The following is a 24,694-nucleotide window of genomic DNA, read 5'->3' as shown; positions in this document are numbered from 1 at the left end:
GCCAGTGGCGGTGCCGGTGCACACAGCATGTTCACAGCGTCAATCGGCGGCAATGGCCTCCACGATCGGCATTCGCGCAGCCCGCAGGGCCGGGGGGATCGAGCCGAGCATCGCCAGGATCAATGCGGCGACGGCATAGACGAGCAGCATCGGGCCCGCCTGATAGGTGACGTCGATGCTGGTGGCGTTGCCGAGGGCGAGGGTCGCCAGATAGTGGACGGCCGCGCCGATGCCCAGGCCCAGGGCCGCGCCGACGACGCCGATTCCGGCGGCCTCGGCCAGCACCGCGCGCAGCAGGAACCGTCTGCTGGTGCCCATCGCGCGCAGTACGCCGAGTTCGCGGCGGCGCTCCAGGACCGACAGCATCAAGGTGTTGAGCAGGGCCACGGTCGACACCAGCACCACGATCCACAGAATCTGGCCGCTGAGCGCCGTGCCCTGTTTCACGCCTCCGGAGATCGCGGCCACGGCATCGCGACCGAGGTCCACATGAATCTCGGGTGGAACGGCCGCGCGGATCGCGGCGGTCACGGCGGTCCGATCGACACCGGGGGCGAGATCGACGGCGAGGATGGTCTCGCCCGGACGCTGATACCACTGCCGCATGACGTCCAGATTCAGCACCACCACCCCGGCGATCGCCGAGAAGTACGGAATCACCTGCAGCACTTCGGTTTTCTTGACCCCGGTCGGGGTGGGCAGGCTCAGTGTCGAGCCCACCCGCACATTCTGGGCGCGGGCGACATCGCGGGAGATCACCACGCCCTCACCGCGCACCAGCCGATCGCGCACCGACCGATCCAGCGCCACGGGATAGGACTCGTCGTCATCCGGATAGCCCTGCAGCATCACCCGGCCGCCACCGAGGGTCGCGAAGGCCATCTGCGCGCTGCCCACCCGCGCGACGCCCGGTATCGCGGCGACCTTGTCGCGCAGATCCGTGGGCAGGATGGGCCCGGTCGGAAATTCCGCCCATGAGGTGGGACTGATGAATACATCGGAGCGACTGAGACTGTCGAAGCTGGCCCCGGCGGAATCGGCCAGATTCTTCGAGGCGCTGCCCATCGCGACGACTGCGGTGATGCCGATCATCACGGTCATGGCCGTTGCCCACACCCGACGCGGCGCGCGTTCGACCGTGGTGGCCCCCAGCGCCCCCGGTGCGCCGAACACCCGCGCCACCGCCGCCACGCTCCGCACGATCGGGGTGGTGAGCGCGAAGCACAGGCAGACCGCACCGGCGATCGAAATCGAAATGGACGCAATGGAATAGCGTCCGACATCGGCGCGCGCCAAGACGATCGATCCGCCGACCAGCGCCACACCCAGTACGACCGACCCCCAACGCAGCAGCGGGCTCGCCGTATCCGAACGCGACACCCCGATCGGCGCGAGCGCCTCGATGGGCGCGACCTTGTAGACCTGCCGCGCCGCGATCGCCGCCGCCAGCACACTGGCCGCGATACACGCCGCCACCGCGGCCGGTACGGCATAGGCCGGGACGATGTACTCCGGCCGCGCGTCCACCGACTGCACTATCGCCGACGGCAGCGCGGAAATGGCGTTGCGCCCCAACAACATTCCGATCACAGCCCCGACCAGACCGCCGAGCAGACCCAGCAGCGCCGCCTCCGCCAGCAGATCGCGCACCATGGACCGTCGCCGCCCGCCGATCGCGCGCAGCAGTGACAGCACCGGACGCCGTTGCGCCACCGCCATACTCATCGCGTTGTAGATGAGAAAGCCCGAAACGATCAGCGCCGCCGCCGAGGCCATGATGGTCGAGTACCGCACGAGCACCACCGCGCCACCGGCCTGGGCGGTGCGCAGGCTCGGATCGGCGACCACGGCCCGCCCGTCCACCGCGGCGGTGAGATCCGAACGCAGCCGCGCCACATCGGCATTCGCGGTCGGCACGATCTCGATGGTGTCGAGCTGACCGGTCCGCCCGACCAGTTGCTGGGCCACCGGCAGCGGCGCGATGACGATATGGCCCCGATCGAGTTTGTCCGAGGCCGCACCATCGAGGACACCGGCCACGGTCACGATGGTGTCGCCGATCCGGAACCGGTCACCCTCGCGATGGCCCATCGCCGCGCCCACCAGTACGCCGTGCGGCACCGTCAGTAGGCGGGTGGCCTGTTCGCGCAGCGGCCCGTCCAGTTCGCCGCCGAGCGCGGACACGCTGGCATCGGCGCCGACCAGCAGCGCGCGGTCGTCGTCTGCGCCGATGCGCACCCGCAGCATGGGCACCGCGGCCGATACGCCGGGCACGTCCCGAACCCGCTGCAGCAGTTGCTGATCGAAGCCCGCGTCGGTGACGCCGGTGACCTCGAGCGCCGCCTTACCGCCGAGGCTGTGGGTCAACCGGTCCACCGACCCGGTGATCGACTCGGAAATGCTCAGCGTCGCCACCAGCAGTCCGGCCGAGACGCCCATCACGACGAGTGACAGCAGCGTGCGGCCGCGGTGGGCCAGCAGTTCGCCGACATTGAACAGCCGCAACCGATCCCAGGCGGCGATCATGCGCGCACCGCCGACGCGTGGTTGGTGGAACCCGTGTGCTCACCGGCGGTGATCGAGCCGATCTTCCCGTCCCGCAATGTGATCACCCGATCGCAGTAGTGCGCCGCGCCCATGTCGTGGGTCACCATCACCACCGAATTCCCGGCGCTGGTGATGTCGCCGAGCAGCGACAGGATGGCCGCGCCGGTCTTGGAATCGAGGTTGCCGGTCGGCTCGTCGGCCAGGATCAGCGGCGGATCCATGATCAATGCCCGCGCGACCGCCACCCGCTGCATCTGCCCGCCGGACAGCTCGGCGGGCCGGTGCTCGGCGCGCTCGCCGAGACCGACCAGATCCAGCAGCTCCAGCGCACGGGGCTTGGCCTTACGTAATCCGGTGCCGTCCAACAGCTTCGGGATCGCCACGTTCTCCCATGCCGACAGCGTGGGCAGCAGGTTGAAGAACTGGAAGACGAAACCGACGCGGTGCCGCCGGAATTCGGATTGCCGATCGTCGTCGAGCCCGGCGATCTCCTCACCGCGGAAGGTGATGGAGCCGGAGTCCGGGGAGTCCAGCGCGCCGAGCAGATGCAGCAGCGTGCTCTTTCCGGATCCGGACGGGCCGATGATCGAGGTGAACTCCCCCGCCTCGATGCGCAGATCGATGCCGTCCAGGGCGCGCACGCGTTGGCGGCCCACCCGGTACTCCTTGATGACGTCGGTCAGTTCCAGCACGGCGTTCCCCGCCCTTTCGTAGTCGAATGATCAGTGGGTCAGCACGCGGCAGTCCTGCCAGCGGCCCACATCCTGGGCGTCGAGCACCGCGCGCAGCACCGGCTGTTCGGCGGCCAACTCCAGATACGCCTCCCGTGCCGACCGGCCCTCGAGCAATGCCTGATCGAGTTTGGCGTTCAGATGGTTGTCCCACTGGTACCGCAGGGCGGCCAGGATGCCCTCGGGCCCGCCGAACAGCAGATCGCTGTCCGGAAGGTCGTGCAGCAGCGCGGGATTGGTCGGATCGACGGCCGCCCGGGCGAGTACCTCGTGCAGGATTTCGGTACGAGCGTGCTGATTGCGCCACGACATCGGACCACCTCCTCCATTCGGGTGCCCGGCTTTCGGTCCCGGGCACTGTGCCACAGACGCTACGGCCGGAATCGGCCGCTGACGTCGTGCCGGGGACGCGACTTGCCCTCCTACCGGGGTAGGAGGGCCGCCCCGCTCGCGGGACGATGTACCTGCCCGAATCGAGTGGTTAGCCTTGCTCCATGGAGGTGCTCAGGGCGGTCGTCTACGTGGCCTGTGCCGGGCTGCTGCTGGGGGCCGCCTGGAAGGTCGTCGCCGGGTGGCGGTTCGCCCGCCAGCGCGCGGTCGACTTCTGGCGCGATCCGCGCGGCACCTTCCTGCGGCACCTCGAGGAACTGCCGTTCGACTATCCGCCCTCGGTGATCATGGTCGCGGATCTCGCGCTGTGGATCGCGGCCATGGCCGCGGTGTTGCAGCGCTGGGATTACATCCCCAGCAGCGTTCCGCTGATCGCCCTGCTCGTGGTGACGTTCGCCTTTCCGATACTCACCCTGTTCGGGGTCTCGCCCCGGCCGGTGGCGCTGTGCGTGGTCGGATTGATCGCCCAGGGCATGTTCCTGCTCCAGCCGGTGCCGCTGGATGTGTCGCCGTTCGTCTTGGTCGTGGTGGCGGGCGAGGTGGCGGCCATCGCGCCGAAGCGAATCAGCCTGCCGTTCACCGGTGCGTCCATCGGCGAGTTGCTGCTGTTCCACTTCGTGGGCCCGGGGCTGGACTCGCTGCCCAACTACATCGTCGGCATCATTCTCGGCGCCTTGGTCGGCCTCATGATGCAGTACCAGCGGATGTATCTGGGGCAGGAGCGGGCCAACCAGGAGATTCTGGCCGTGCAGGCCGCCGACGACGAACGCCGCCGCATCGCGCGCGAGGTGCACGACGTGATCGCGCATTCGCTGAGCATCACCCTGTTGCATCTCACCGCGGCCCGCCATGCCCTCGAAACCGACCGCGATGTCGACGAGGCGGTCGATGCCCTCGTCGACGCCGAACGACTGGGCCGCCAGGCGATGGCCGATATCAGGCATACGGTCGGGCTGCTGGATCAGCGGCCGTCGAGCCAGACACCGGAACCGAGCCTCGACGATATCGAAGCGCTGGTGGCGGATTTCGTGCGCGCCGGACTGTCGGTGGACTACGCGCTGACCGGCGATTCCGAGACCGTGACGGCGACAACCGGACTGGCGCTGTTTCGTGTCAGCCAGGAGTCGCTGGCCAATGTGGCCAAGCACGCCCCCGGCGCGCGAGTCGATCTCGCGATCGCGGTGGCCGAGGACGAGATCGCGGTGTCGGTGCGCAATACGCTGCCGCAGGGCGTACAGACCAAGCGGGGGCGCGGTATGGGCATTTCCGGAATGCGGCAACGGATCGGGCTGCTCGGCGGCACCCTCACCGCCGGACCGGACAGCGGATGCTGGCAGGTGCGTGCGCGCATACCGACCGACAGCGCGAAAACGGAGCCGGTATGCCCGACGACCGTGACCGAGGACTACATCCGCATGGTGCGCGGGGCCGTGACGTCTCTGACCCGGAAGATTCAGGAGGGCATGTGAGTTCGCCGACCACCCCGGCCATCGAGGAGGACACCGTCGCCGTCCTCGTCGTCGACGATCAGGAACTGGTGCGCGGCGGATTGCGCCGGATCCTGCGGCGGCGCGATGGATTCGTGGTCACCGAATGCGCCGACGGTGACGAGGTGCCCGCGGCGGTCGCCGCGCAGCGACCCGATGTGGTCCTGATGGATCTGCGGATGAAACGAGTCGGCGGTATCGACGCCACCCGGATGCTGCGCGCTCGCCCGGACTCGCCGCCGGTGCTGGTGCTCACCACCTTCGACGACGATCAACTGCTGTCGGGCGCGCTGCGCGCGGGCTCGGCCGGATTCATTCTGAAGGACTCTCCCGCCGAGGATTTGATCCGCGCGGTCCGCACGGTCGCCACCGGCGGCTCGTGGTTGGACCCTTCGGTAACCGGACGAGTGCTGTCTGCCTACCGGTCGGTTCTACCGGCGCCGGCCCAAGCCCGATCACGGCTGGACGAGCTCACCGCGCGGGAGTTCGAGGTGCTGAAGCTGATCGGTCGCGGGCGTGTCAACTCGGAAATCGCCGCACAGCTCGGAATTTCCGAGGGGACCGTAAAGAGCCACGTAGGACACATATTCGGCAAGCTCGGACTGCGCGATCGGGCGGCCGCGATCGTCTTCGCGTTTGACCACGGCGTGGTCGCACCCGGAGAATCGGCACTGTAGAGGGGCAGGCAACCCCGGTGTTACACCGGGCACGGGTTTCGCACCCTGCCCAGGGATGTGGAGGTTTCACCGGTGGACGCACCGCGGTCCCGGGCCGGGAGTAGATTCGGCCCGTACGAGCTGCGCTCTTTGCTCGGCAGGGGCGGGATGGGCGAGGTCTACGAGGCCTACGACACCGGTCGCGGCCGGCTCGTCGCTCTGAAGTTGCTGTCCGAGCAGCTCGCCCACGATCCGGGCTATCAGGAGCGGTTCCGCCGGGAATCGCACGCGGTGGCCGGGCTGAGCGATCGGCATATCGTCTCGATCCACGATTCGGGTGAGATCGACGGGGTGCTCTATATCGATATGCAGCTGGTGCGCGGGCGGAATCTGCGCACGCTGCTGCGCGAGGAGGGGCCGATGGCCCCCGATCGTGCCGTATCGATCCTCGCGCAGGTGGCCTCGGCGCTGGACGCCGCGCATGCGGCGGGGCTGGTACATCGGGATGTGAAGCCCGCGAATGTGCTCGTCACCGAGGAGGATTTCGCCTATCTGGCCGACTTCGGCATCGCCCGCAGCGACGGCGACACCGGAATCACCCTGGCGGGCACGGCCGTCGGCTCCTATACCTATATGGCCCCCGAGCGGTTCGACGCCGGGCCGGTCACCGGGCAGGCCGATATCTACTCGCTGGCCTGCGTCCTGCACGAATGCCTCACCGGCGCAACGCCGTTCCCGGTGCAGAGCGTGAGCGTGCTGATCCGCTCGCATCTGTCCGAACCGCCGCCGCGTCCGAGCCTCGAGCGTCCGGACGTACCCGCGGCTCTCGACGCGGTCATCGCCCACGCCATGGCCAAATCGCCCGCCGACCGATTCGCCACAGCCGGGGAGTTCGCGGGCGCGGCCCGCGCGGCCCTGGGCCTGAGCGCCGAACCCGAACCCGCCGCGGCGGATTCACAACCAGCGGTTGACAAACTGTTCCTGTTCGGCGAGCCCCTCACCGCCGACTCCCCCATCCCGGGCGCGAACCCCGCGGCCCGTCCGGTCCGGTCACTTCTCGGCCCGCCCCCGGCGCGACCCGCGGACCCGACCGCCACGACGTTCCTGCCGACCGGTCCCGCACCGAGCGGACGGCCCGACGAAGCGAGCGCTCCCGCCTCGGCGGCACCAACCCAGCGGTCCCCACAGGGTTATGAGCCCGATGAAACGACCGGTCCCACACCGGCCTATCGGCCCGATGAATCGACGACCGCTCCCGCGCCGACCCGTCGTTCAGACGATCCGAACACCTTCCAGCCCTTCGGACCCGAGGGCCCCACGATTCCGGCGCAGATGCGGCCGCGCGGTCCGGTGGCTCCCTCCGATCCCACCCGCGTCTATCCCACCCAGGCCCCGGCCGCGCAGGGCTATCCGGTCGGCGAGGACTCCGAGGAACCGACGATCGCTCAGCGGCGCGAACCCCCGGCCGCCGCCGGTTCGCCGACCATGGTCATGCGCACCGGCGCGGGTACCGGACAGCCCTCGACCGCGGATTCCGCGACGACCTTCCTCTCACGCGAGGGTCTGCCCGACGCGGAACAGCCGGGGGCGCAGGGCGATCCGGTGGAGTCGATCACGCGCGGCTACGAGACCACCGGCACGCTGCGGATCATCCCGCCGTCGGATCCGGATTCCGAGCACGACCCCACCGGTGATCTGCCGGTGATCCATCCGGCCGATCCGACGCTGGTGCGGCCCGAGGAATTCCAGTTCACGCCGCTGCCGCCGCAGGCCCAGGCCCGCCCGCCGGCGCCGTGGGAATTACCGCCCAGCCACGAGTTCCAGCCGCGCGGCGAGTACGCCTACGACGAGGACTACGACGACGCCGAATACGACCAGGAGGGCTACGCCCAGCAGGATCGACGGGAACGCAAGCGGTCCATCGCCGTTCCGATCGGGCTGGGCGTGTGCGGCGTGGTGCTGGCCGCCATCGCCGCAGCGGTCGGCTGGCATGTGGTGAACAAGCCGGACGACAATCGCGCCGCGGTCGCGACCGGTCAGCCCGCCTCGCAAGCGCCGCAGACGCGTACGACCGCCGCGCCCACCACGGCCGCGAGCCCGACCACATCCGGCGCCACCAGTGGGGCCGCGACACCGCCGGTGGGCGCGACCACCTGCCCGTCGACGTCCGCGGGCACGGCGCGGTTCGGCAAGACGGCCACCGGATCCTCGGTCACCAGTTGCCAATTCGCCGAGGAGGTCCGCAAGGCCTACGCCAAGGCCGCGGATCCGCAGGCGTCCAACTCCCAGTCCGCCGGAGCCAGCGGCTCCACCTCGGTGGTGGCCGTCAGCCCGGTCACAGGCCGCTCGTACACGATGACCTGCACGACCTCGGGTCAGCTCGTCACCTGTACGGGCGGCGAGAACGCGGTGGTGTATGTCTATTGAGGTGAAGACGGTCCGCCGCAAAGGTTTTCGACGGTCGTTGCTGGTGGTCGCGGCGTTGGCCGCCGCCGGATGCACCGCACACGCCGGGGTGCCCACCCCGGAGGTCGCGGCGATTCCGGCCCCGGCGACCACCCTCAAACCCGCCGCGGGCGCACTGTCCGGCGGCAGCGCGCTGGCCGCCGATTTCGCCCAGCTGCAAAAGGAACTGCCCGGCAGCGTGGGCCTGGCGGTAATGCCCGTCGGCAGCGAACACGCGCTCACCCTGGGCAATTGGAGCTCCGGCATCGCCTGGTCGACCATCAAGGTGCCGCTGGCCCTGGCCGCGCTGCGCCGCGATCCGGTCGGATTGTCCGATACCGCCTCGGCCGCGATCACCGCCTCGGACAACGATGCGGCACAGGCGCTGTGGGAGGCGCTCGGCAGCGGCGATCAGGCCGCCGAGGCCGTCGAGGCGGTGCTGCGCGAGGCCGGTGACGCCACCACCGATGTCGCCGACCGGCACAATCCGGAGGCGCGGGAGTCGGTGAACGATCCACTGGCCTTCGGCGCGACGGTGTGGACACTGCTCAATCAGGTCCGCTTCGCCGCTCGCCTGCCCTGTCTGCCGCACGCGGTCCGGGTCGTGAATCTGATGAGCGAGATAACCTCCAGCCAGAGTTGGGGTTTGGGCTCCTTCGTCGGCGCCGAATTCAAGGGCGGCTGGGGACCCGACGATGTGACCGGCGCGTATCTGGTGCGCCAATTCGGCCTCATCCCGACCTGGACCGGACAGCTCGCGGTGGCCATTGCCGCCCAACCGGATTCGGGCAGCTTCGACGATGCCACCGCCATGCTCGACAAGATGGCCGCACTGCTGGCCAGACACGTTTACGAGCTCGGCGGCGGAGAGTGCAAGCGGTGACCGCGATCTCGTCGCATATGTGACACCTCCGGTCACGTTATTTGACCCCGGCCGCGATCACGGCGAAGAATGCCTCGATTAGTGGGTGGCGCGGCAACGCCGCCATCCAATGATGTGGAGGTGAGCGGGTGGAGAGACCGCGAAGATTTCGGGCTGTGGCCGTCCTGTGCGGTATTGCGCTGGCGGCCGGAACCACGGCCTGTTCCTCGGCCTCCGACGGCCCTGCGGCCGAAACGATTTCGCGCCCGTCGACCATCGCGGGCAGCGCGGTGGTCGCCCTCCCCGGTTCGCTCGCAGCCGATTTCGCCGATCTGCAGCCCGGTCTCGGCGGACGCGTCGGCTTGGCGGTCGCCGCGGTCGGCGCCGATCGGGTCTCGGCCATGGGCGATTGGACCGACGGTCCCGCCTGGTCGACGATGAAGGTTCCGCTGACCCTGGCCGTACTGCGCAGCAACGGCAACACCAGCACCTGGCAGATGTCGGCGGCCATCACCGAATCCGACAACACCGCCGCCGACGGTCTGTGGCAATCGCTGGGCGCGCCCGACGCCGCGGCCCAGGCCGTGCAGTCCGTGCTGCGCGAGGGTGGCGATCCGACCACCACGGTGCCCGCCGCCCGGGCGCGCGCGGACTATTCGGCCTTCGGCCAGGCCGATTGGTCGCTGTCGGATCAGGCCCGCTTCGCCGCGAAACTGCCGTGCCTGCCCGACGCCGATTCGGTCACCACGCTCATGAGCAAGGTGGTGTGGGGCCAGCAGTGGGGACTGGGCCGCGTGGACAGCGCCGAATTCAAGGGCGGCTGGGGACCCGATGTCAACGGCAACTATCTGGTCCGCCAATTCGGCGTGGTGACAACGCCCAGCGGACAGGTCGCTATCGCGCTTGCGGCCCAGGCCGCCTCGGGCGGTTTCGACGACGGCACGCAGATCCTCAACAAGCTGGCGACGCTGGTGAACAAGCATCTGGGCGATCTACCGAGCGGTCACTGTCCGACGGGACGCTGATTTCTCAGGGGCCGGGGCTGCGCTCTCGCCGCGCGCCCGGCAAGATAGCCGGTATGCGCATCGGAGTCTTGACCGGAGGCGGGGACTGCCCAGGCTTAAACGCGGTCATCCGGGCCGTCGTTCGCACCGCGAACGGCCGCTACGGTGACGCGATCGTCGGGTTCCAGGACGGCTGGCGCGGCCTGCTCGAGGACCGCAAGATCAATATCCTCAACGACGACCGCACCGACCGGCTGCTCACCAAGGGCGGCACCATGCTCGGCACCGCGCGCACCAATCCGGATGTGCTGCGCGCCGGACTCGGCCGCATCAAGCGAACCCTCGACGACAACGGCATCGACGCGCTCATCCCGATCGGCGGCGAGGGCACCCTGACCGCCGCGAGCTGGCTGGCCGACGAGGGTGTGCCGGTCGTCGGCGTTCCCAAGACGATCGATAACGACATCGACTTCACCGACACCACCTTCGGCCACGACACCGCGGTCGATATCGCCACCGACGCCATCGACCGATTGCACACCACCGCCGAATCGCATCAGCGGGTGATGCTCGTGGAGGTCATGGGTCGCCACGCGGGCTGGATCGCGATCAACTGCGGTATCGCCTCGGGCGCGCATCTCACGCTGGTTCCGGAGGTGCCGTTCGATGTGGACGAGGTGTGCACCATGATCAAACGGCGTTTCCAGCGCGGTGATTCGCATTTCATCTGTGTGGTGGCCGAGGGCGCCAAACCCGCCGAGGGGTCGTTCACGCTCCGCGAGGGCGGGGTCGACGAGTACGGGCACGAGCGGTTCACCGGCGTCGCCCATCAGCTGGGCGTGGAGATCGAGCGGCGCATCGGCAAGGAGGTGCGCACAACTGTGCTCGGCCACGTGCAGCGCGGCGGTAAACCCACCGCCTACGACCGGGTGCTGGCGACGCGATTCGGCGTCCACGCCGCGGAAGCCGTACACGACGGGCAATTCGGTCAAATGGTGGCCCTGCACGGCACCGAGATCGATCTGGTTCCGCTGTCGGAGGCGACCAAACAACTGAAACTCGTCCCGGCGGACCGCTACAACGAGGCGGCCGCTTTCTTCGGGTGATGGGACGAACGCCCGAGCGTTAATCGGCCTGGCACGTTCCCGGCACATAAGTTTTCCCTGTTCCCGGCATGTCCTCCGCCGCAACCTCGTTACGATTTTCGGTGTCGGTTCACGCATTTGCACGGCACGCGAAGAACGCTGGGTTGTCACGATGATGTACATCTTCGACTGCACACTCGATCCCGGTCCGCTCACGCCCGAACAGGCGCACGAGGCGATGCAGATTCATATGTGCTGCACCGTCGACGATTGCAGAGTGCGAAGACGGGCCCGCCATATCCTGGTCGAGGGCGGGCATATGGTCCTCGACGAACGCGCTACACCGTAACCGCGACGCTCGCCGGATTCGATTCGGCGAGCCGACGGGTGCGATAGCGCACCAGCGCCCACAGCAGCAGCGCCTCGACAATGGCGGTGAACACCGTGAGGAACTGGCTGAAGTAGCTGGCCAGCACGTTCACCACGGTCAACGACATCACATCGGACCAGATGCCCAGGCGCACACCGAGTTCCTCGCTGCCACGCAGCCACGCGATCGCGCCGGCGGCGCAGCCGGCCGCGACCATCACCTCCGCCCCCGCGGCGATTCCCAAGCCGGTCAACGACTTCCAGCCATGCCCCTGGGTGACGTCCAGCATCCGATCCAGTTCGGACCACGGCGAATGCCAGCCGGAGATCACCACCAGCGCCAGCGCCAGCCGCACCGCGGTCCAGGCCGCATGGCCGATCAGAACCGCGATCAGCACCACGCGCAAGCCGGACAGCGGCACGTACCGATCCTCGAAGCGGCGACCGAGGCGGGCCAGGCGGCTGGTGAGGGTCGGCGCTTCGACGCACGGCACCGAATTCAGATAGTGCGCGAGGGCGTCGGCGAGTTCCCGCTGCGGCGACTCCAGCCGATCGCGATCGACCCGCTCGAGTTCGGCCAGCAGCACCCCGCGCCGATGCACCGACATGCGCGCGGCGACCATATCGCCGACCTCCTCGGTCAGCGCGCCCAGCGCCAGCTCCGGCGAATGCACCCGCCGCCGCGCGGCATAGCGGGCGACGGCCACGGTGAGTAGGAAGGCCAGATAGATGATCGGCGCGGCCAGCGGAAAGAAGTAGTCGTTGTCCGCGGTGATGAACTTGCCGACCTCATCGATGAACAGGCCGAGCCCCACCCCGGCGAAGACCGCGGCCCATACGATCGCCGTGCGCCCGGACGACAGCAGCTGCAGCACACACGCGATGACCAGCAGCAACCCGCCGAACAGCGCATGGGCGATGTGGTAGGTGGTCCCGCCGATCTTCGGATAACCCGAGGCCATCAGATACAACCGGGTGATCACCACGGTCAGGCCGAAGCCCACCGCCATCAGGGTCACCAACCGGCCCGCGTCCGGCCGCCACTGCACTCGCATCACCCGTGCGCCGATCATGAGACATCACGATGGCATGCCCGCGCGCCCGGCGCGAGCCCGGAAGACCACTCAGGTCCCGGTGGCGCTCAGCACAACGACCACGATCACGATCACCACGACCGCGACGATCCCCACGACCGCCAGCACCCAGCCCAGTGACCGACCCGATCGTCGCGAGACCTGTTGCGGCGCAGCGTGATAGCCGGGCGGCGGTGAATACGTTTGGGGCACGGCCTGATTGACGGGCGGATTCGGCGGCGGGGGCGGCGGCGCGCCGAAGGCGGGCGGACCCGGCCGCATCGACGGATGCGCTCCCAGGGCGACCGTCGCCTCCATCGAATACGGGATCGCCGGAACCGCGACAGATTGCGGCGGCAACATCGGCGGCGGCATCGGCACCCGTACGGTCAGCGCGCGCTTGGCGGCGGACGCGAAATCCGAACAGGTGGCGAAGCGATCGATCGGCCGCTTGGCCATGGCCCTCGCGATCACCGCGTCCACGGCCGGGGACAGTCCCGGCCGCCGCGCACTCGCCGAGGGCACCGGTAATTGCAGATGCCCGCGGATCACCTCGTCGGGATTATCGGAATCGAAGGCGCCCACGCCGGTCAGCATCCAATACAGCGCACACGCCAGCGAATACTGATCCGAGCGGTGATCCAGTTCGGCCCCGGTCATCTGCTCGGGCGAGGCGTAGGCCAGCGTCGCGGTGAACATACCGGCCTGGGTCAGATGGGTGGAATCCTCACGCAGCCGGGCGATTCCGAAGTCGGTGAGGAACACCCGCTCGCCCTTGCCACCGCCGGAACGGGCCAGCATGATGTTGGCGGGCTTCACATCCCGATGCAGCACACCGTTGCCGTGCGCGTAATCCAGTGCGGCGGCGACGCCCTCGATGATCTGTACCGCGCGTTCGGGCGGCATGCTGTACGGATTCACCGTGGCCGCGTCCACGCCGTCGACGTACTGCATGCTGATCCACAGCAGATCGTCCTCCACACCGCGGTCGTAGACGGCCACGATATTGGGGTGGTCGAGCTGGGCGGCCAGATCGGCCTCGCGGTCGAAGCGGGCGCGAATCTCGGCGTCGGTGAACAGCTCTCGATTGAGCAGCTTCAGCGCCGTGAGCCGGGGTAGTCGCGGGTGGCGCGCGAGGTAGACCGAGCCCATGCCGCCCTGGCCGAGCAGCCGCTCGATGGTGAAGCCGGCGAACACGTCACCGCTGTTCAACACCCTGCGCTCACCTTCCGTCGTCGGCGTGGAGACCGCGATCCTACCCGAGCGCGTCGCTCACCCCGGGGTGACCAGTCCGGATTCGTAGGCCAGGACCACCGCCTGCGCCCGGTCCCGCAGATTCAGCTTCGAGAACACCTTGGACACATGTGTTTTCACCGTCTGCTCGGCGACGAACAGCGCCTCGGCGATCTCGGTATTGGACATGCCCTTCGCGATCAGTTCCAGCACTTCGCGTTCGCGCGGGGTCAGCGCGTCCAGGGCCGGTGCGGGTCTACTGCGCGACCGGCGGCGCATGACATCGGCGATGAGACGGCGGGTGACCGTCGGCGCCAGCAGCGCCTGCCCCTCGGCGACCACCCGCACCGCGCGCACCAGCTCGTCCGCGGGCGCGTCCTTGAGCAGAAATCCGCTGGCGCCCAGGCTCAGCGCCTCGTAGACGTAGTCGTCGATATCGAAGGTGGTCAGCATCAGCACCCGCACCGGCGGGTCGAATCCGGCGGCCAGGATCGAGCGGGCGGCGTCCAGGCCGTTCATCTCCGGCATGCGCACATCCATCAGCACCACATCCGGGCGCAGCCGTTTGGCCTCGGTGACGGCGATCTTGCCGTTGGGCGCGTCGCCCACGACGCTGATATCGGGTTGCGCGGCGAGCAGGGCTCCGAAACCCTGTCGCACCATGGCTTGATCGTCGGCGATCAGAACGGTTATCGGCACAGGACGTCCTTACGCGAACCGGATGACGGACGCCAGCCCGACGACCAGGCAGTACACCGCGAACGGCAGCAGCGTGCGGGTTTGGAAGAACCGCTCCAGGAACCGCACCGCCAGCCATGCCGACAGACCCGCCACGATCGCGCCGACCAGCGCCTGGCCGTGGATCTGGGAACCCTGCGGGCCGAACAGCTCCGGAATCTTGAGCACACCGGCCGCGAGGATGACCGGGGTCGCCAGCAGGAAGGCGAATTTCGCGGTGTCCTCGTGGTCGAGTCCGCGCAGCAGGCCGCCGACCATGGTCAGGCCCGAGCGGCTGAATCCGGCCAGCAGCGCACCGGATTGGGCGAAGCCGATGCCGAGGGCGTCCTTGACGCTGAGCGAGGCGAGCCGTCGCTCCGATTCCAGGCGGGTGTCGTCCTCGAGGGCCACACCGCGCGCCCGGGCCTGGTCGCGTTCCTCGTTCTCGGCGAAGCGGCGGCCGTAATCGGCCAGGGTGGGACCGTTGCGCCGCTTCAGACCCTCGCCGACGATCAGCACGACGCCGTTGAGGGCGAGGAAGACGCTCGCGTAGATCGGCGTCGCGAACATCGTGCGCAGCGGATGTTCCAGCAGCAGACCGAGAATGCCGACCGGAATCGTGGCCAGCACGATCAACCAGGCCAACCGCTGCGCGGAGGTCTCGATGCGGCGGGTGCGCAGCGTGGTGACGAAGCCGATGATGATCTCGACCCAGTCGCGCCAGTAGTAGCCGATCAGAGCCAGCGCGGTGGCCACGTGCAGCGCGACCACGAAGGCCAGATACGGGGTGCCGTTATCGGAATCGCCCTCGGTGACGAGCTTTTCCCACGAGCCGCCGATCCAGGCCGGAACCAGCACCGAATGTCCGAGACTGGAGATGGGGAACAGTTCGGTGACGCCCTGCAGGACGCCGATGACGATGGCTTGGAGGTAGGTGAGCATCGAGACGAGTCTCCCACGGGCGCGCCGAGCCCGCCGCATCCGATCCGGGCTCGCCCGGCCCCCGATTACCGGGTCGCCGAATCCAGGGTCTCACCCGGCAGTACGGCGATCGCCCGGTCGTCGGCCGCCAGCGGTAGCTTCGCCCGCACCTCGAATCCGCCGTCCGCGCGCGGACCCGCGACGAGGGTGCCGCCGATGGCCTCGGCCCGAGTCCGCATACCCGCGATACCGGTGCCCGGCACACCCTTCGCGGCGGCCTGGCCGCGTCCGTTGCCCACCACCAGATCCGCGGCATCCGAACCGACCACCAGATGCACCAGCACCTGGGCATGCGGGGCATGCCGGGTGGCGTTGGACAGCGATTCCTGCAGGATCCGATACAGCGCCAGGCCGGTGGTATCCGGAATCGCCTGCAGCGCACCGTCGATGGTCCACTCCACCGCGACCCCGGCCCGGCGCACACCGTCGAGCAGGGCGAGGATGTCGACGGCGGCGGGCTGCGGCGCGTGTTCGGGCAGCTGACCGTCGCTGCGCAAGACCCCGAGCATGGACCGGATCTCGTTGAGCGCCTCGCGCGCCGAGGCCCCGATCGCTTCGAATTCCGCTCGCGCGGCCGGTGATACGTCGGCGACCCGATAGGGCGCGGTCTGCGCCTGCACCACCACCATCGACATGTGGTGGGCCACCACATCGTGCAGATCGCGGGCGATGCGGGCCTTCTCCTCGAGGATCGCCCGCCGAGCGCGTTCGAGTTCGTTCTCCTCGGCCTGCTGGGTGAGGGCCCGGCGCGACAGAACCAGCCAGCGGACCAGCAGGCCCAGTGCCACCAGGCCGGTCATGGCGATGGGCCAGCCGAACGCGGCCTCGGCGAACGAATCCTGGGTCGCGGCCATGGTGGTGGCCATCAGCAGGCTGCTGGCGGCCCAGGCCACCAGCACGATCTGCATCGGCGCGCGCACCGCGACCGCGAACAGCAGCGCGAACAGCACGAGGACGTGCACGACCTGGAACGGGAGGTCGTTGCCGGGTTGATGCGGGATCGCCAGCGCGATCAACAGCGCCGATCCGGCCGAGACCGCCCAGCCCAGTGCGGGATTGGCCCGGATCAGGGCGAGCGGGAACACCGCGAGACCGGCGATGAACGGCTGCGCCGCCACGGGAACCTGATGGGTGATGTGCAGCGTCGGCCACGCGATCGACATCAGGATGCCGAGGACGAGGACCGTGCCCACGTCGAACCACATCCGCCGCCGATTCGCATCCCGCGCCGTCCGCGTCACCTGCTGCGCAGTCCGCGCAATCCGAGCCATGATGACGACCTTAGAAACCCCCGCGCGCCCGCGTCCTCATACCCGCGGGTGAAATGCCACCCCATACCCCGGTACGAGAGACGACCGGAGCTCACCCGGCGCGCCGGTCCGGGAATCTATCCGCAGCGTGAGGCCCGGCTCGGCGGCCGATTCATAGCGTCTCGGGACATGAGCGAAGCAGTTTCGAACCCGTCGCCGTCGAGCACCGAGCGCGGTCTGCTGCGCCGCCTCGCGGGGGCGGCGGCGGTGGTCGGACTCGTCGGCGCGTCGGCCATGGCCTTCGTTCCGGCGGGTGCGGCCGCCGCGGCCGCGGTCGCACCGGCGGCGGAGAACGCGGACGCGCGGCGTGTGGTCACGGAACTGGGCGGTGTCAGACCGTGGTCCGCGGTGGTGCCCGGGGATTTCGCCGCAGGGGCGGGGTATCGGCCGACGGTGCGGGCGGGTCTGCTGGTGGATCCGGCCGGTGACTGCTCCTCGCCGATTCCGCTGCCCGCCGAATTCGATATCGCCTGCCAGGCCCACGATCTGGGATACGACCTGCTGCGCTATGCCGAGCGGCACGGACAGCCGCTGGGGCCGTGGGCGCGGCAGAGCATCGACGCCGCGCTGGAGCGGAATATGCACGCGGCGTGCGAGGTGCGCGCGGACGTCTTCGATCGAGCGCAGTGCAATGTGCTGGCAACGGTCGCGAGCACCGCGGTCGATCTCAACTCCCGCCGACAGGACTATGCGGCGCCGATGCCCGAATACCTGTTCGGCACCCAGCTTTCCGGCTCCGAGCTGGGCGCGCAGCTGTTTCGAGTGCTCGCACCGGCGGCGCTGTTTCTCGTCATTCTCGCCGCGCTGTTCGCCGTGCGGCGGCGCATCGACACCGTGAGGGGTGCCAAGTGACTTCGACCATTACCTCCGTGGCCGTGCGGCCGGAGCCCGTGCGAGGACCGTCGCGGCGGCCGAGGGCGCCGCGGATCGGGTCGAGTCTCGCGGTCACGGTCGGTCTGACCGCTTCGCTGGCGCCCGGGCTGTTGCCGCGAACAGCCGAGGCGCAGGCCGTGGTGAGCGGATTGCTGGTGGCGGTGTGCGTGGCCGTGGCCGGGGCGGCGCGAATGGTGTTGCGGCGCTGGGGCTTCGATATCAATCGGGCGTGGGCGCGTTATCGGCTGCCCGCGGCGTTGGTCGGGGTGGTGGTCGTGACGGGCGCTGTCACGCACGCCTGGCATTGGCAGAACGGTTTGCGGGCGGCCATGGATTTCGCACCCGTCGGGTTCGGGTACTGGGTGCGCTGTGGGTTGCTGACCGCGGTGATCGCCGGATCGTCGGTCGGTCTCGCGCGTGGATTGCGTTGGCTGGCGCGGCGTTTGGGCTTCGCTCGCAGCGCCGGGCTGGCGGTGGTGGCGGTGCTGGCGACCCAGTTCGCGCTGCTGCCGGCCGTGGTCGATTGGCGGCGTTCGGCCTATGCCGCCGCCAATGCCGAGGTGGATCCGACCTTGGTGCAACCGGTGTCGCACACCCGTTCCGGGAGTGCGGATTCGGCGGTCAGCTGGCCGTCGCTGGGTGCCGAGGGCCGCAAATTCGTATCCGGACAGCCCGCTCGAGGGGTGCGGGTGTACGTGGGCACGGAGTCCGCGCCGGATCTGAATTCCCGTGTGGCCCTCGCACTTCGCGAATTGGAACGTTCGGGTGGGTTGGATCGCGCCCATCTGGTCATGGTGGTGCCCACCGGATCCGGCTGGATCGACGCCAATGCCGCCGCGGGCCTGGACCAGCGTTTCGGCGGCGATGTCGCCCTGATCGGCCTGCAGTACTCCGAGGCGCCCAGCTGGGCCACGTTCATCTTCGGCCGCGCGGCAGCCGAACAGTCCGCCCGCGCCCTGTTCACCGCACTGGAACAACGCCTCTCGATCATGCGCCACCCACCCCGCCTCTACCTCTACGGCCAAAGCCTCGGCGCCACAGCGGGAAGCGCCGTCTTCACCGACGACCCCGATCAGCGCCACCGCCTCTGCGCGGCGCTCTACGCGGGCCCGCCCGCCGACCGCGTCCACCACGCCGGCGCCACCATCCTCGCCAACTCCTCCGACCCGGTAGTCCAGTGGTCCCCCCAACTCCTCTGGCGCGCCCCCAACCTCACCGACACCCGCCCCGACGCCCCACACCCCCAATGGCTCCCGATCCTCAGCTTCATCCAAACCTCCGCCGACCTACTGTCCGCCCTCGCCCCGTCCGCGGGTCACGGGCATCGGTACGGGACAGATCAAGGTACCGCCCTGGGCGCCTGCTGAGTCTTTGCCCGAGCGAAGGAAAAGACCAAGAGCACCACGCCGTTCCGTTAAGCGCTCATCACACCCCTGGCCAGCGATGACTCCATCCCGGACCAGCGCCCACTTCATCCCGGACCAGCGCCCACTTCATCACTGGCCCCGGCGCGCAGCGCCGGGGCCAGTGTCGTGGCTAATCCCGCACGGACACCAAGCCTTCCGGCGAGTCTTTCTGGTCGGCCACCGCGGGTACCGCGCGGCGGACCGGGATGGTTGTGGCGATCAGCGCGGCTACCACCGCGATGCCGCTGCCGATCAGCAAGCCGGTGCGGAAGCCGCTTTCCGTTGGGATGCTGTGGCCGCCCAGGGAAGTGCTCATCTGGGCGAGGACCGCGCCGATCACCGCGGCGGAGACCGACGTGCCGATGGAGCGCATCAGGGTGTTGAAGCTGTTGGCGGAAGCGGTTTCCGAGAGGGGAACCGCGCCCATGATGAGGGCGGGCATTGCGCCGTAGGCCAGCCCGACGCCGCCGTTGATGATGCAGACCGCGATGAGCAGGCCCCAGGTGGAACCCATGAGCAGGGCCGAGGCGCCGTAGCCGAGGGCGATGACGAGCGCGCCGACCGAGAGGGTGACCTTCGGGGTGGTCGCCGCCGACAGGCGCGCGCCGACCGGGGAGACCAGCATCATCACCAGACCGCCGGGTGCCATCCACAGACCCATCGCCAGCATCGACTGCCCCAGGCCGTATCCGGTGATCGTCGGCAACTGCAGCAGCTGCGGCAGGATCAGCGAGGCGGAGTACATCGCGAAACCCGTTGCCAGCGAGGCGGCATTGGTCAGCAGCACCTGCGGCCGGGCGGTCACGCGCAGATCGACCAGCGGATCCGAGCACCGCAGCTCCCACCAGCCCCACACCAGAGCCACCACCACGGCCGCCACGAACAGCCCGATGATCGAAGCGCTCCCCCAACCCCATGTGGCCCCCTTGGACACGCCGAGCAACAAACACACCAGCGCGACGCCCAGCCCCAATGCTCCCAGTGGATCGAATCTCCCCTTGGCCGCCACCACGGTCGGCGGCACAACGGCCCAGATCGCCACGGCCACAGCCACACTCAGCACCGCGGTCGCCCAGAACAGCACCCGCCAGTTCGAATGCTGCGCCACCGCCGCCGCGATCGGCAGCCCGAGCGCGCCGCCGATACCCAGCGAGGCGCTCAACAGCGCGATCGACGACCCGAGCCGCTCAGCGGGCAGCACATCACGCAGCGCGCTGATCCCCAGCGGCACGATGCCCATACCCATCCCCTGCAACCCGCGTCCGATGAGCATCGGCAGCAATGAACCCGCCAGCGCGCACACCACCGACCCGACGATCAACGGCACGGCCGAGATCAGCAACAGCCGCCGCTTGCCGTACAGATCCCCCAGCCGCCCGGCCATCGGCGTGGTGACCGCACCCGCCAGCAGCGTCGCCGTGACCACCCACGACGCATTGGCCGCCGAGGTATGCAACAGCTGCGGCAACTCACCGAGCAGGGGCACCACCAACGTCTGCGTGACCGCCGCGGTGATACCGGCCAACGCCAGCACGCCGACGATCCCGGTCCCGGATCTACCCCTGTCCACGCGAATCTCCCTAACCGTCGAAGCGATGATGTGCACAATACACATAGCGTGCATAATGCATATCCATGCCGTGACAGATATCGCATAAGGTTCATCCGAACAAGGGACCACCCGACCACACCGGAACGAGCCCGACGAACGACCGTTCGCGGCCGTCGCGAAGCGGAGGCCAAAATCCAGCCGAACATCAAGCCAACTCATATGGTCGAATTCGAGACCATGCTGCTCGGTCGCTACAGCATCGCCCAGCGCTATCGTCGCGGCGGCACGCGGCTGGATCGCAGTGCCTACATCCTGCTCAGCCGACTGGCCATCGACGGCCCGATGTCCCTCGGCGAACTCAGCGAGGCCTTCGGCCTGGACGTCTCCACCCTCAACCGCCAGACCGCCGCCCTGCTGCGCGCCGACCTCGTCGAGCGCATCCCCGACCCGCAGGGCGGTATGGCCCGCAAGTTCCGCATCACCCCGCACGGCGAGCAACGCCTCGACGAGGAACGCACCGCGAATATCGAAGGCCTGGAACGGGTCATGCGCGACTGGTCCCCCGAGGATGTCGCCGCCTTCGCGGGCTACCTCGAACGCCTCAATACCGATATCGAACGTCTCGACGGTCGCCCCTGGCCCAGACCCTGACGAGAGCTGTTCCGCCCCTTATGTTTCCGGCTCACGATCCGGTCGCGGTCCGAGCCACGACGGCACGACGGCACGACGGCACGACGGCACGAACGATCCTCCCCCGCCCGACCGATTCGCCTACTCCACTATCGAATACATGATCGTCGGCACGATTCTGGACCAACGATTCGGCATGCCCTGAGAAACGCTCAGGCGCACAGCGCTTTTCACGCCGCCCCGAATGACCTCGGCCGGTTTCGGCGCACCCGGCGATCCGGCGACGATCGACCCGCACTACCCCACCGATTTCCCCGCACGGCCCGCACCGCCCCACCGATTTCCCCGCACGGCCCGCCAGGGCCGTGCAGGGATCCCACTGCGGGACTAAGCGATCGGCCCCCGCGCGGCCTCATATGCCGCGCCCACTCGATACAGCCGATCATCAGCCAGCGCCGGGGCCATGATCTGTAGGCCGACGGGAAGATTGTCGTCCTGACTCAGGCCCGAGGGAACGGACATACCGCAGTACCCGGCCAGATTGGTCGGCAGCGTGCACAGATCCGACAGATACATCGACAGCGGATCGTCGACCTTCTCGCCGAGCTTCCAAGCGGTGAACGGGCTGGTCGGGGAGACCAGCACGTCGACCTGCTCGTAGGCCCTGTCGAAGTCCTGCGCGATCAGCGTCCGGACCTGGAGGGCCTTGCCGTAGTAGGCGTCGTAGTAGCCGGCCGACAGCGCGTAGGTGCCGATCATGATGCGGCGCTTGACCTCCGGGCCGAATCCGGCCTCGCGGGTGGCGGCCATGACCTGTTCGGCGCTGTGCGTGCCGTCGTCACCGACGCGCAGGCCGTAGCGCATGGCGTCGAAGCGGGCGAGGTTGGACGACACCTCACTCGGCAGGATCAGATAGTAGGACGGCAGCGCGTACTCGAAGTGCGGGCACGACACCTCGATCACATCGGCGCCCAGATCCTTCAACACCGCGACCGCCGCGTCGAAGGAGGCGATGACGCCGGGCTGATAGCTGTCGGAGTGAAGTTCCTTCACCACACCGACTTTCACGCCCCGCAGATCACCCTGCGCACCCTGGCGCGCCGCCTCGACGACCGGCGCGACCGGAACATTGCGCGAGGTCGAATCCCGCGGGTCATATCCGGCGATGACCTCGTGCAGCAACGCGGTATCGAGCACCGTGCGCCCGCACGGGCCGCCCTGATCCAATGAGGACGCGCAGGCGACCAGGCCGTAGCGCGAGACCGTGCCGTAGGTGGGCTTGGTGCCGACGGTGCCGGTCATCGCGGCGGGCTGGCGGATCGAGCCGCCGGTGTCGGTGCCGATCGCCAGCGGAGCCTGACCCGAGGCCAGCGCGGCCGACGAACCGCCGCCCGAACCACCCGGAATCCGTTCGGTATCCCAGGGATTGCGCGTCGGACCGTAGGCGGAGTTCTCCGTCGACGAGCCCATGGCGAACTCGTCCATATTGGTCTTGCCGAGAATCGGAATGCCCGCGGCGCGCAGCTTCGTGGTCAGGGTCGCGTCATAGGGCGACACCCAACCCTCGAGGATCTTCGACCCGCAGGTGGTCGGCATATCCGTGGTGGTGAAAACGTCCTTGAGCGCCAACGGAACTCCGGCCAGCGGCGAGGCGACCGTCCCGGCCGCGATGGCCTTGTCCACCTCGGCGGCCGTCGCGCGGGCCTTGTCACCGGCGACGTGCAGGAAGGCGTTGATATTGCCGTCCACCTCGGCGATGCGATTCAGGAACGCCTCGGTGACCTCCACCGAGGACATCTCGCGCGCGTGGATCTTCTCCGCCAGCTCGGCCGCGGACAGCTTGGTGACCTCGGTCATGCTGCGCCTCCTCGCGAATGAGTGGGGGCCTGCGTGGTTACACTCCGCTGCCGCTTACGGCCCTGACCACTCATTCGCCCTCTCCCAGAATCTGTGGAACCACGAACCGCTGTTCCTCGACCGCCGGCGCGCCCGACAGCGCCTGTTCGGGCGTCAGGCAGTCGTCGACCTCGTCCGGGCGGGTCACGTTCACGGTCGGATTCGGCGAGGCGGTGGCCGGAACATCGGCGGCGACCTGCGAGATGACCTGCACGTGGCTGAGGATGGAATCCAACTGGCCGGCGTAGCGGTCGAGTTCTTCCTCGGTCAGGGCGAGCCGGGACAACCGGGCGAGGTGAGCGACCTCGTCGCGGGAGATGGCGGGCACCGCGGGAACCCCTTTCGGCAGGATCGAGCAAACGATTCGCCCGGGGCGCCGGGCGAGACGGAATACAGCCTATCCCGGGGAATACGCGCCGGGATCGCGGGGGAAGGCAGGCAGGGAACATGAGCGCGAGGCAGTCCCCATCGCGAGGGAAGGCAGCGCCGGATCGCGAGGGAAGGTGATGACCTGGATCACGTGGGTTCGGGGCCGAATCATGGAGTGGGGCGGCCATAATCGTGGGGGCGGGTAGGGTACCGGGGTCGTGGTGGTCGGGTGGGCCGAACGCGCGGGGCCACGACTTGACAGGTCGATGTCCGCTGGCTTCCACTGGCACGATCCGGCCGGTTCGGCCGACAATGACCAATGGTCGCCGCGAATGGCCGGTCGATGGGCCAATCGCGGGTGTAAGTATCGCGAGACTCGGGTACCCGTCCGAGAGTCTCGGTCGCACAGGAAAGAAAGGAAGGCACGTGTCATTTCTGCTTCGCGTGCAACTTCCGGATCGCCCAGGAAGTCTCGGTTCACTGGCACTCGCGCTGGGCTCCGTCGGCGCCGACATCCTCTCGCTGGATGTGGTCGAACGCGGCGCCGGCTATGCGATCGACGATCTGGTGGTGGAGGTCCCACCGGGCGCGCTGCCGGATACGCTGATCACCGCGGCCGAATCGCTGGCCGACGTCCGGGTGGATTCGCTACGTCCCTATTCCGGGATGCTCGACACCCATCGTGAACTCGAACTGATCGACCAGGTGGCCAGCGCGCGCGACGACCGATTACAGGTGCTCGTCGACGGCGTGCCGAGGGTGCTGCGCGTCGGCTGGAGCACGATCATCGATATGGGCCCGCAGGGCGCGCACCGCGTGGTGGGCAGCCCGAGTGCGCCTGAGACACAAGCGGGTTCGGCTCCCTGGATGCCGCTCGAAAAGCCCGCGATCCTCGATCCGGAGGCCGACTGGGTGCCCCAGATCTGGAAGGATATGGACACCAAACTGGCCGCCGCGCCGCTCGGCAACACCGGTAAAGTGCTGCTGCTCGGCCGCCCGGGCGGACCGGATTTCCGCCCGTCGGAGGTCGCGCGCCTGGGCTACCTGTCGGGAATAGTGGCCACGGTTCTCACCTGAC

At 68.7% G+C, this 24,694-nt stretch carries 21 protein-coding genes; 10 read left to right on the top strand and 11 right to left on the bottom strand.

Annotated elements, in window-relative coordinates; all coding sequences use genetic code 11:
• Positions 1–39 precede the first annotated feature (39 nt).
• Genes NP4_RS03570 through NP4_RS03560 form a run of 3 tightly spaced genes read right to left on the bottom strand, consistent with a single transcriptional unit; the run spans position 40 to position 3,590 of the window.
• Complete coding sequence (locus tag NP4_RS03570) at positions 40–2,526, bottom strand: ABC transporter permease (RefSeq protein WP_067991623.1); 2,487 nt, start codon at positions 2,524–2,526, stop codon at positions 40–42.
• Complete coding sequence (locus NP4_RS03565) at positions 2,523–3,239, bottom strand: ABC transporter ATP-binding protein (protein WP_067991620.1); 717 nt, start codon at positions 3,237–3,239, stop codon at positions 2,523–2,525. Before NP4_RS03565 ends, NP4_RS03570 begins: the two co-directional genes overlap by 4 nt.
• A gap of 30 nt (positions 3,240–3,269) precedes the next feature.
• Positions 3,270–3,590, bottom strand: a complete 321-nt coding sequence (locus NP4_RS03560; protein WP_067991617.1) for a hypothetical protein — start codon at positions 3,588–3,590, stop codon at positions 3,270–3,272.
• A gap of 182 nt (positions 3,591–3,772) precedes the next feature.
• Between NP4_RS03560 and NP4_RS03555 the strand changes: the two genes are divergently transcribed.
• The 6 genes from NP4_RS03555 to NP4_RS03530 all read left to right on the top strand — a co-directional run bounded on the left by NP4_RS03555 (position 3,773) and on the right by NP4_RS03530 (position 11,228).
• Positions 3,773–5,137 carry a sensor histidine kinase gene (locus NP4_RS03555; protein WP_067991614.1) on the top strand — a complete coding sequence of 455 codons (1,365 nt, stop codon included), beginning with the start codon at positions 3,773–3,775 and terminating at the stop codon, positions 5,135–5,137.
• Positions 5,134–5,832 carry a response regulator gene (locus NP4_RS03550; RefSeq protein ID WP_245996962.1) on the top strand — a complete coding sequence of 233 codons (699 nt, stop codon included), beginning with the start codon at positions 5,134–5,136 and terminating at the stop codon, positions 5,830–5,832. The genes NP4_RS03555 and NP4_RS03550 overlap by 4 nt, the downstream gene beginning before the upstream one ends.
• Positions 5,833–5,904: 72 nt before the next feature.
• A complete protein-coding gene (locus NP4_RS43145; protein WP_307596231.1) occupies positions 5,905–8,238 on the top strand; it encodes a serine/threonine-protein kinase in 2,334 nt (777 codons plus the stop codon).
• The gene (locus tag NP4_RS03540; protein ID WP_067991609.1) at positions 8,228–9,139 is read left to right on the top strand and encodes a serine hydrolase; all 912 of its coding nucleotides are present in this window, start codon (positions 8,228–8,230) and stop codon (positions 9,137–9,139) included. Before NP4_RS43145 ends, NP4_RS03540 begins: the two co-directional genes overlap by 11 nt.
• Positions 9,140–9,267: 128 nt before the next feature.
• On the top strand, positions 9,268–10,143 hold the full coding sequence (locus NP4_RS03535; RefSeq protein WP_147287841.1) for a serine hydrolase: 876 nt from the start codon (positions 9,268–9,270) through the stop codon (positions 10,141–10,143).
• Between the two features lie 53 nt (positions 10,144–10,196).
• The gene (locus NP4_RS03530; RefSeq protein WP_067991606.1) at positions 10,197–11,228 is read left to right on the top strand and encodes an ATP-dependent 6-phosphofructokinase; all 1,032 of its coding nucleotides are present in this window, start codon (positions 10,197–10,199) and stop codon (positions 11,226–11,228) included.
• A gap of 317 nt (positions 11,229–11,545) precedes the next feature.
• Here NP4_RS03530 and NP4_RS03525 read toward each other — a convergent pair whose 3' ends face one another.
• From NP4_RS03525 to NP4_RS03505, 5 genes are all read right to left on the bottom strand, one after another.
• A complete protein-coding gene (locus tag NP4_RS03525) occupies positions 11,546–12,649 on the bottom strand; it encodes a MazG-like family protein (RefSeq protein WP_067991602.1) in 1,104 nt (367 codons plus the stop codon).
• A gap of 51 nt (positions 12,650–12,700) precedes the next feature.
• Positions 12,701–13,864: a serine/threonine-protein kinase gene (locus tag NP4_RS03520; RefSeq protein WP_082875482.1), complete on the bottom strand. Its 1,164-nt coding sequence runs from the start codon at positions 13,862–13,864 to the stop codon at positions 12,701–12,703.
• A 57-nt stretch (positions 13,865–13,921) separates the two neighbouring features.
• A complete protein-coding gene (locus NP4_RS03515) occupies positions 13,922–14,581 on the bottom strand; it encodes a response regulator (protein ID WP_067991599.1) in 660 nt (219 codons plus the stop codon).
• A 9-nt stretch (positions 14,582–14,590) separates the two neighbouring features.
• Entirely contained in the window at positions 14,591–15,541 is a 951-nt protein-coding gene (locus NP4_RS03510) for an undecaprenyl-diphosphate phosphatase (protein WP_082875481.1), read from the bottom strand.
• A 65-nt stretch (positions 15,542–15,606) separates the two neighbouring features.
• Entirely contained in the window at positions 15,607–16,851 is a 1,245-nt protein-coding gene (locus NP4_RS03505; protein ID WP_067991592.1) for a sensor histidine kinase, read from the bottom strand.
• Positions 16,852–17,019: 168 nt separating this feature from the next.
• Here NP4_RS03505 and NP4_RS03500 point away from each other — a divergent pair, with 168 nt between their 5' ends.
• Both NP4_RS03500 and NP4_RS03495 read left to right on the top strand, forming a co-directional pair.
• The gene (locus NP4_RS03500) at positions 17,020–17,742 is read left to right on the top strand and encodes a hypothetical protein (RefSeq protein WP_067991589.1); all 723 of its coding nucleotides are present in this window, start codon (positions 17,020–17,022) and stop codon (positions 17,740–17,742) included.
• Positions 17,739–19,130: an alpha/beta-hydrolase family protein gene (locus NP4_RS03495; RefSeq protein WP_307596225.1), complete on the top strand. Its 1,392-nt coding sequence runs from the start codon at positions 17,739–17,741 to the stop codon at positions 19,128–19,130. The genes NP4_RS03500 and NP4_RS03495 overlap by 4 nt, the downstream gene beginning before the upstream one ends.
• 169 nt (positions 19,131–19,299) lie before the next feature.
• On the opposite strand, the gene NP4_RS03490 is transcribed toward NP4_RS03495, so the two are convergent.
• Positions 19,300–20,784, bottom strand: coding sequence for an MFS transporter (locus NP4_RS03490; protein ID WP_082875480.1), 1,485 nt, complete (start codon positions 20,782–20,784; stop codon positions 19,300–19,302).
• A gap of 156 nt (positions 20,785–20,940) precedes the next feature.
• Here NP4_RS03490 and NP4_RS03485 point away from each other — a divergent pair, with 156 nt between their 5' ends.
• Positions 20,941–21,372: a MarR family winged helix-turn-helix transcriptional regulator gene (locus NP4_RS03485; RefSeq protein ID WP_067991584.1), complete on the top strand. Its 432-nt coding sequence runs from the start codon at positions 20,941–20,943 to the stop codon at positions 21,370–21,372.
• A gap of 366 nt (positions 21,373–21,738) precedes the next feature.
• Here the strand turns inward: NP4_RS03485 and gatA are convergent, their stop codons facing one another.
• Positions 21,739–23,208 (bottom strand): Asp-tRNA(Asn)/Glu-tRNA(Gln) amidotransferase subunit GatA, encoded by a 1,470-nt coding sequence (gatA, locus tag NP4_RS03480; RefSeq protein WP_067991582.1) that lies wholly within the window; start codon positions 23,206–23,208, stop codon positions 21,739–21,741.
• Between the two features lie 70 nt (positions 23,209–23,278).
• A complete protein-coding gene (gatC, locus tag NP4_RS03475; protein WP_067991578.1) occupies positions 23,279–23,575 on the bottom strand; it encodes an Asp-tRNA(Asn)/Glu-tRNA(Gln) amidotransferase subunit GatC in 297 nt (98 codons plus the stop codon).
• Between the two features lie 467 nt (positions 23,576–24,042).
• Between gatC and NP4_RS03470 the strand changes: the two genes are divergently transcribed.
• Entirely contained in the window at positions 24,043–24,693 is a 651-nt protein-coding gene (locus NP4_RS03470; RefSeq protein WP_067991574.1) for an ACT domain-containing protein, read from the top strand.
• Position 24,694: the final 1 nt, after the last annotated feature.

The sequence above is a fragment of the Nocardia pseudobrasiliensis NBRC 108224 genome, from assembly GCF_001613105.1.
Classification (GTDB): domain Bacteria; phylum Actinomycetota; class Actinomycetes; order Mycobacteriales; family Mycobacteriaceae; genus Nocardia; species Nocardia pseudobrasiliensis.
The sequence above is the reverse complement of the archived record's forward strand: the minus strand, read 5'-3'. Positions and strand labels throughout refer to the sequence as shown.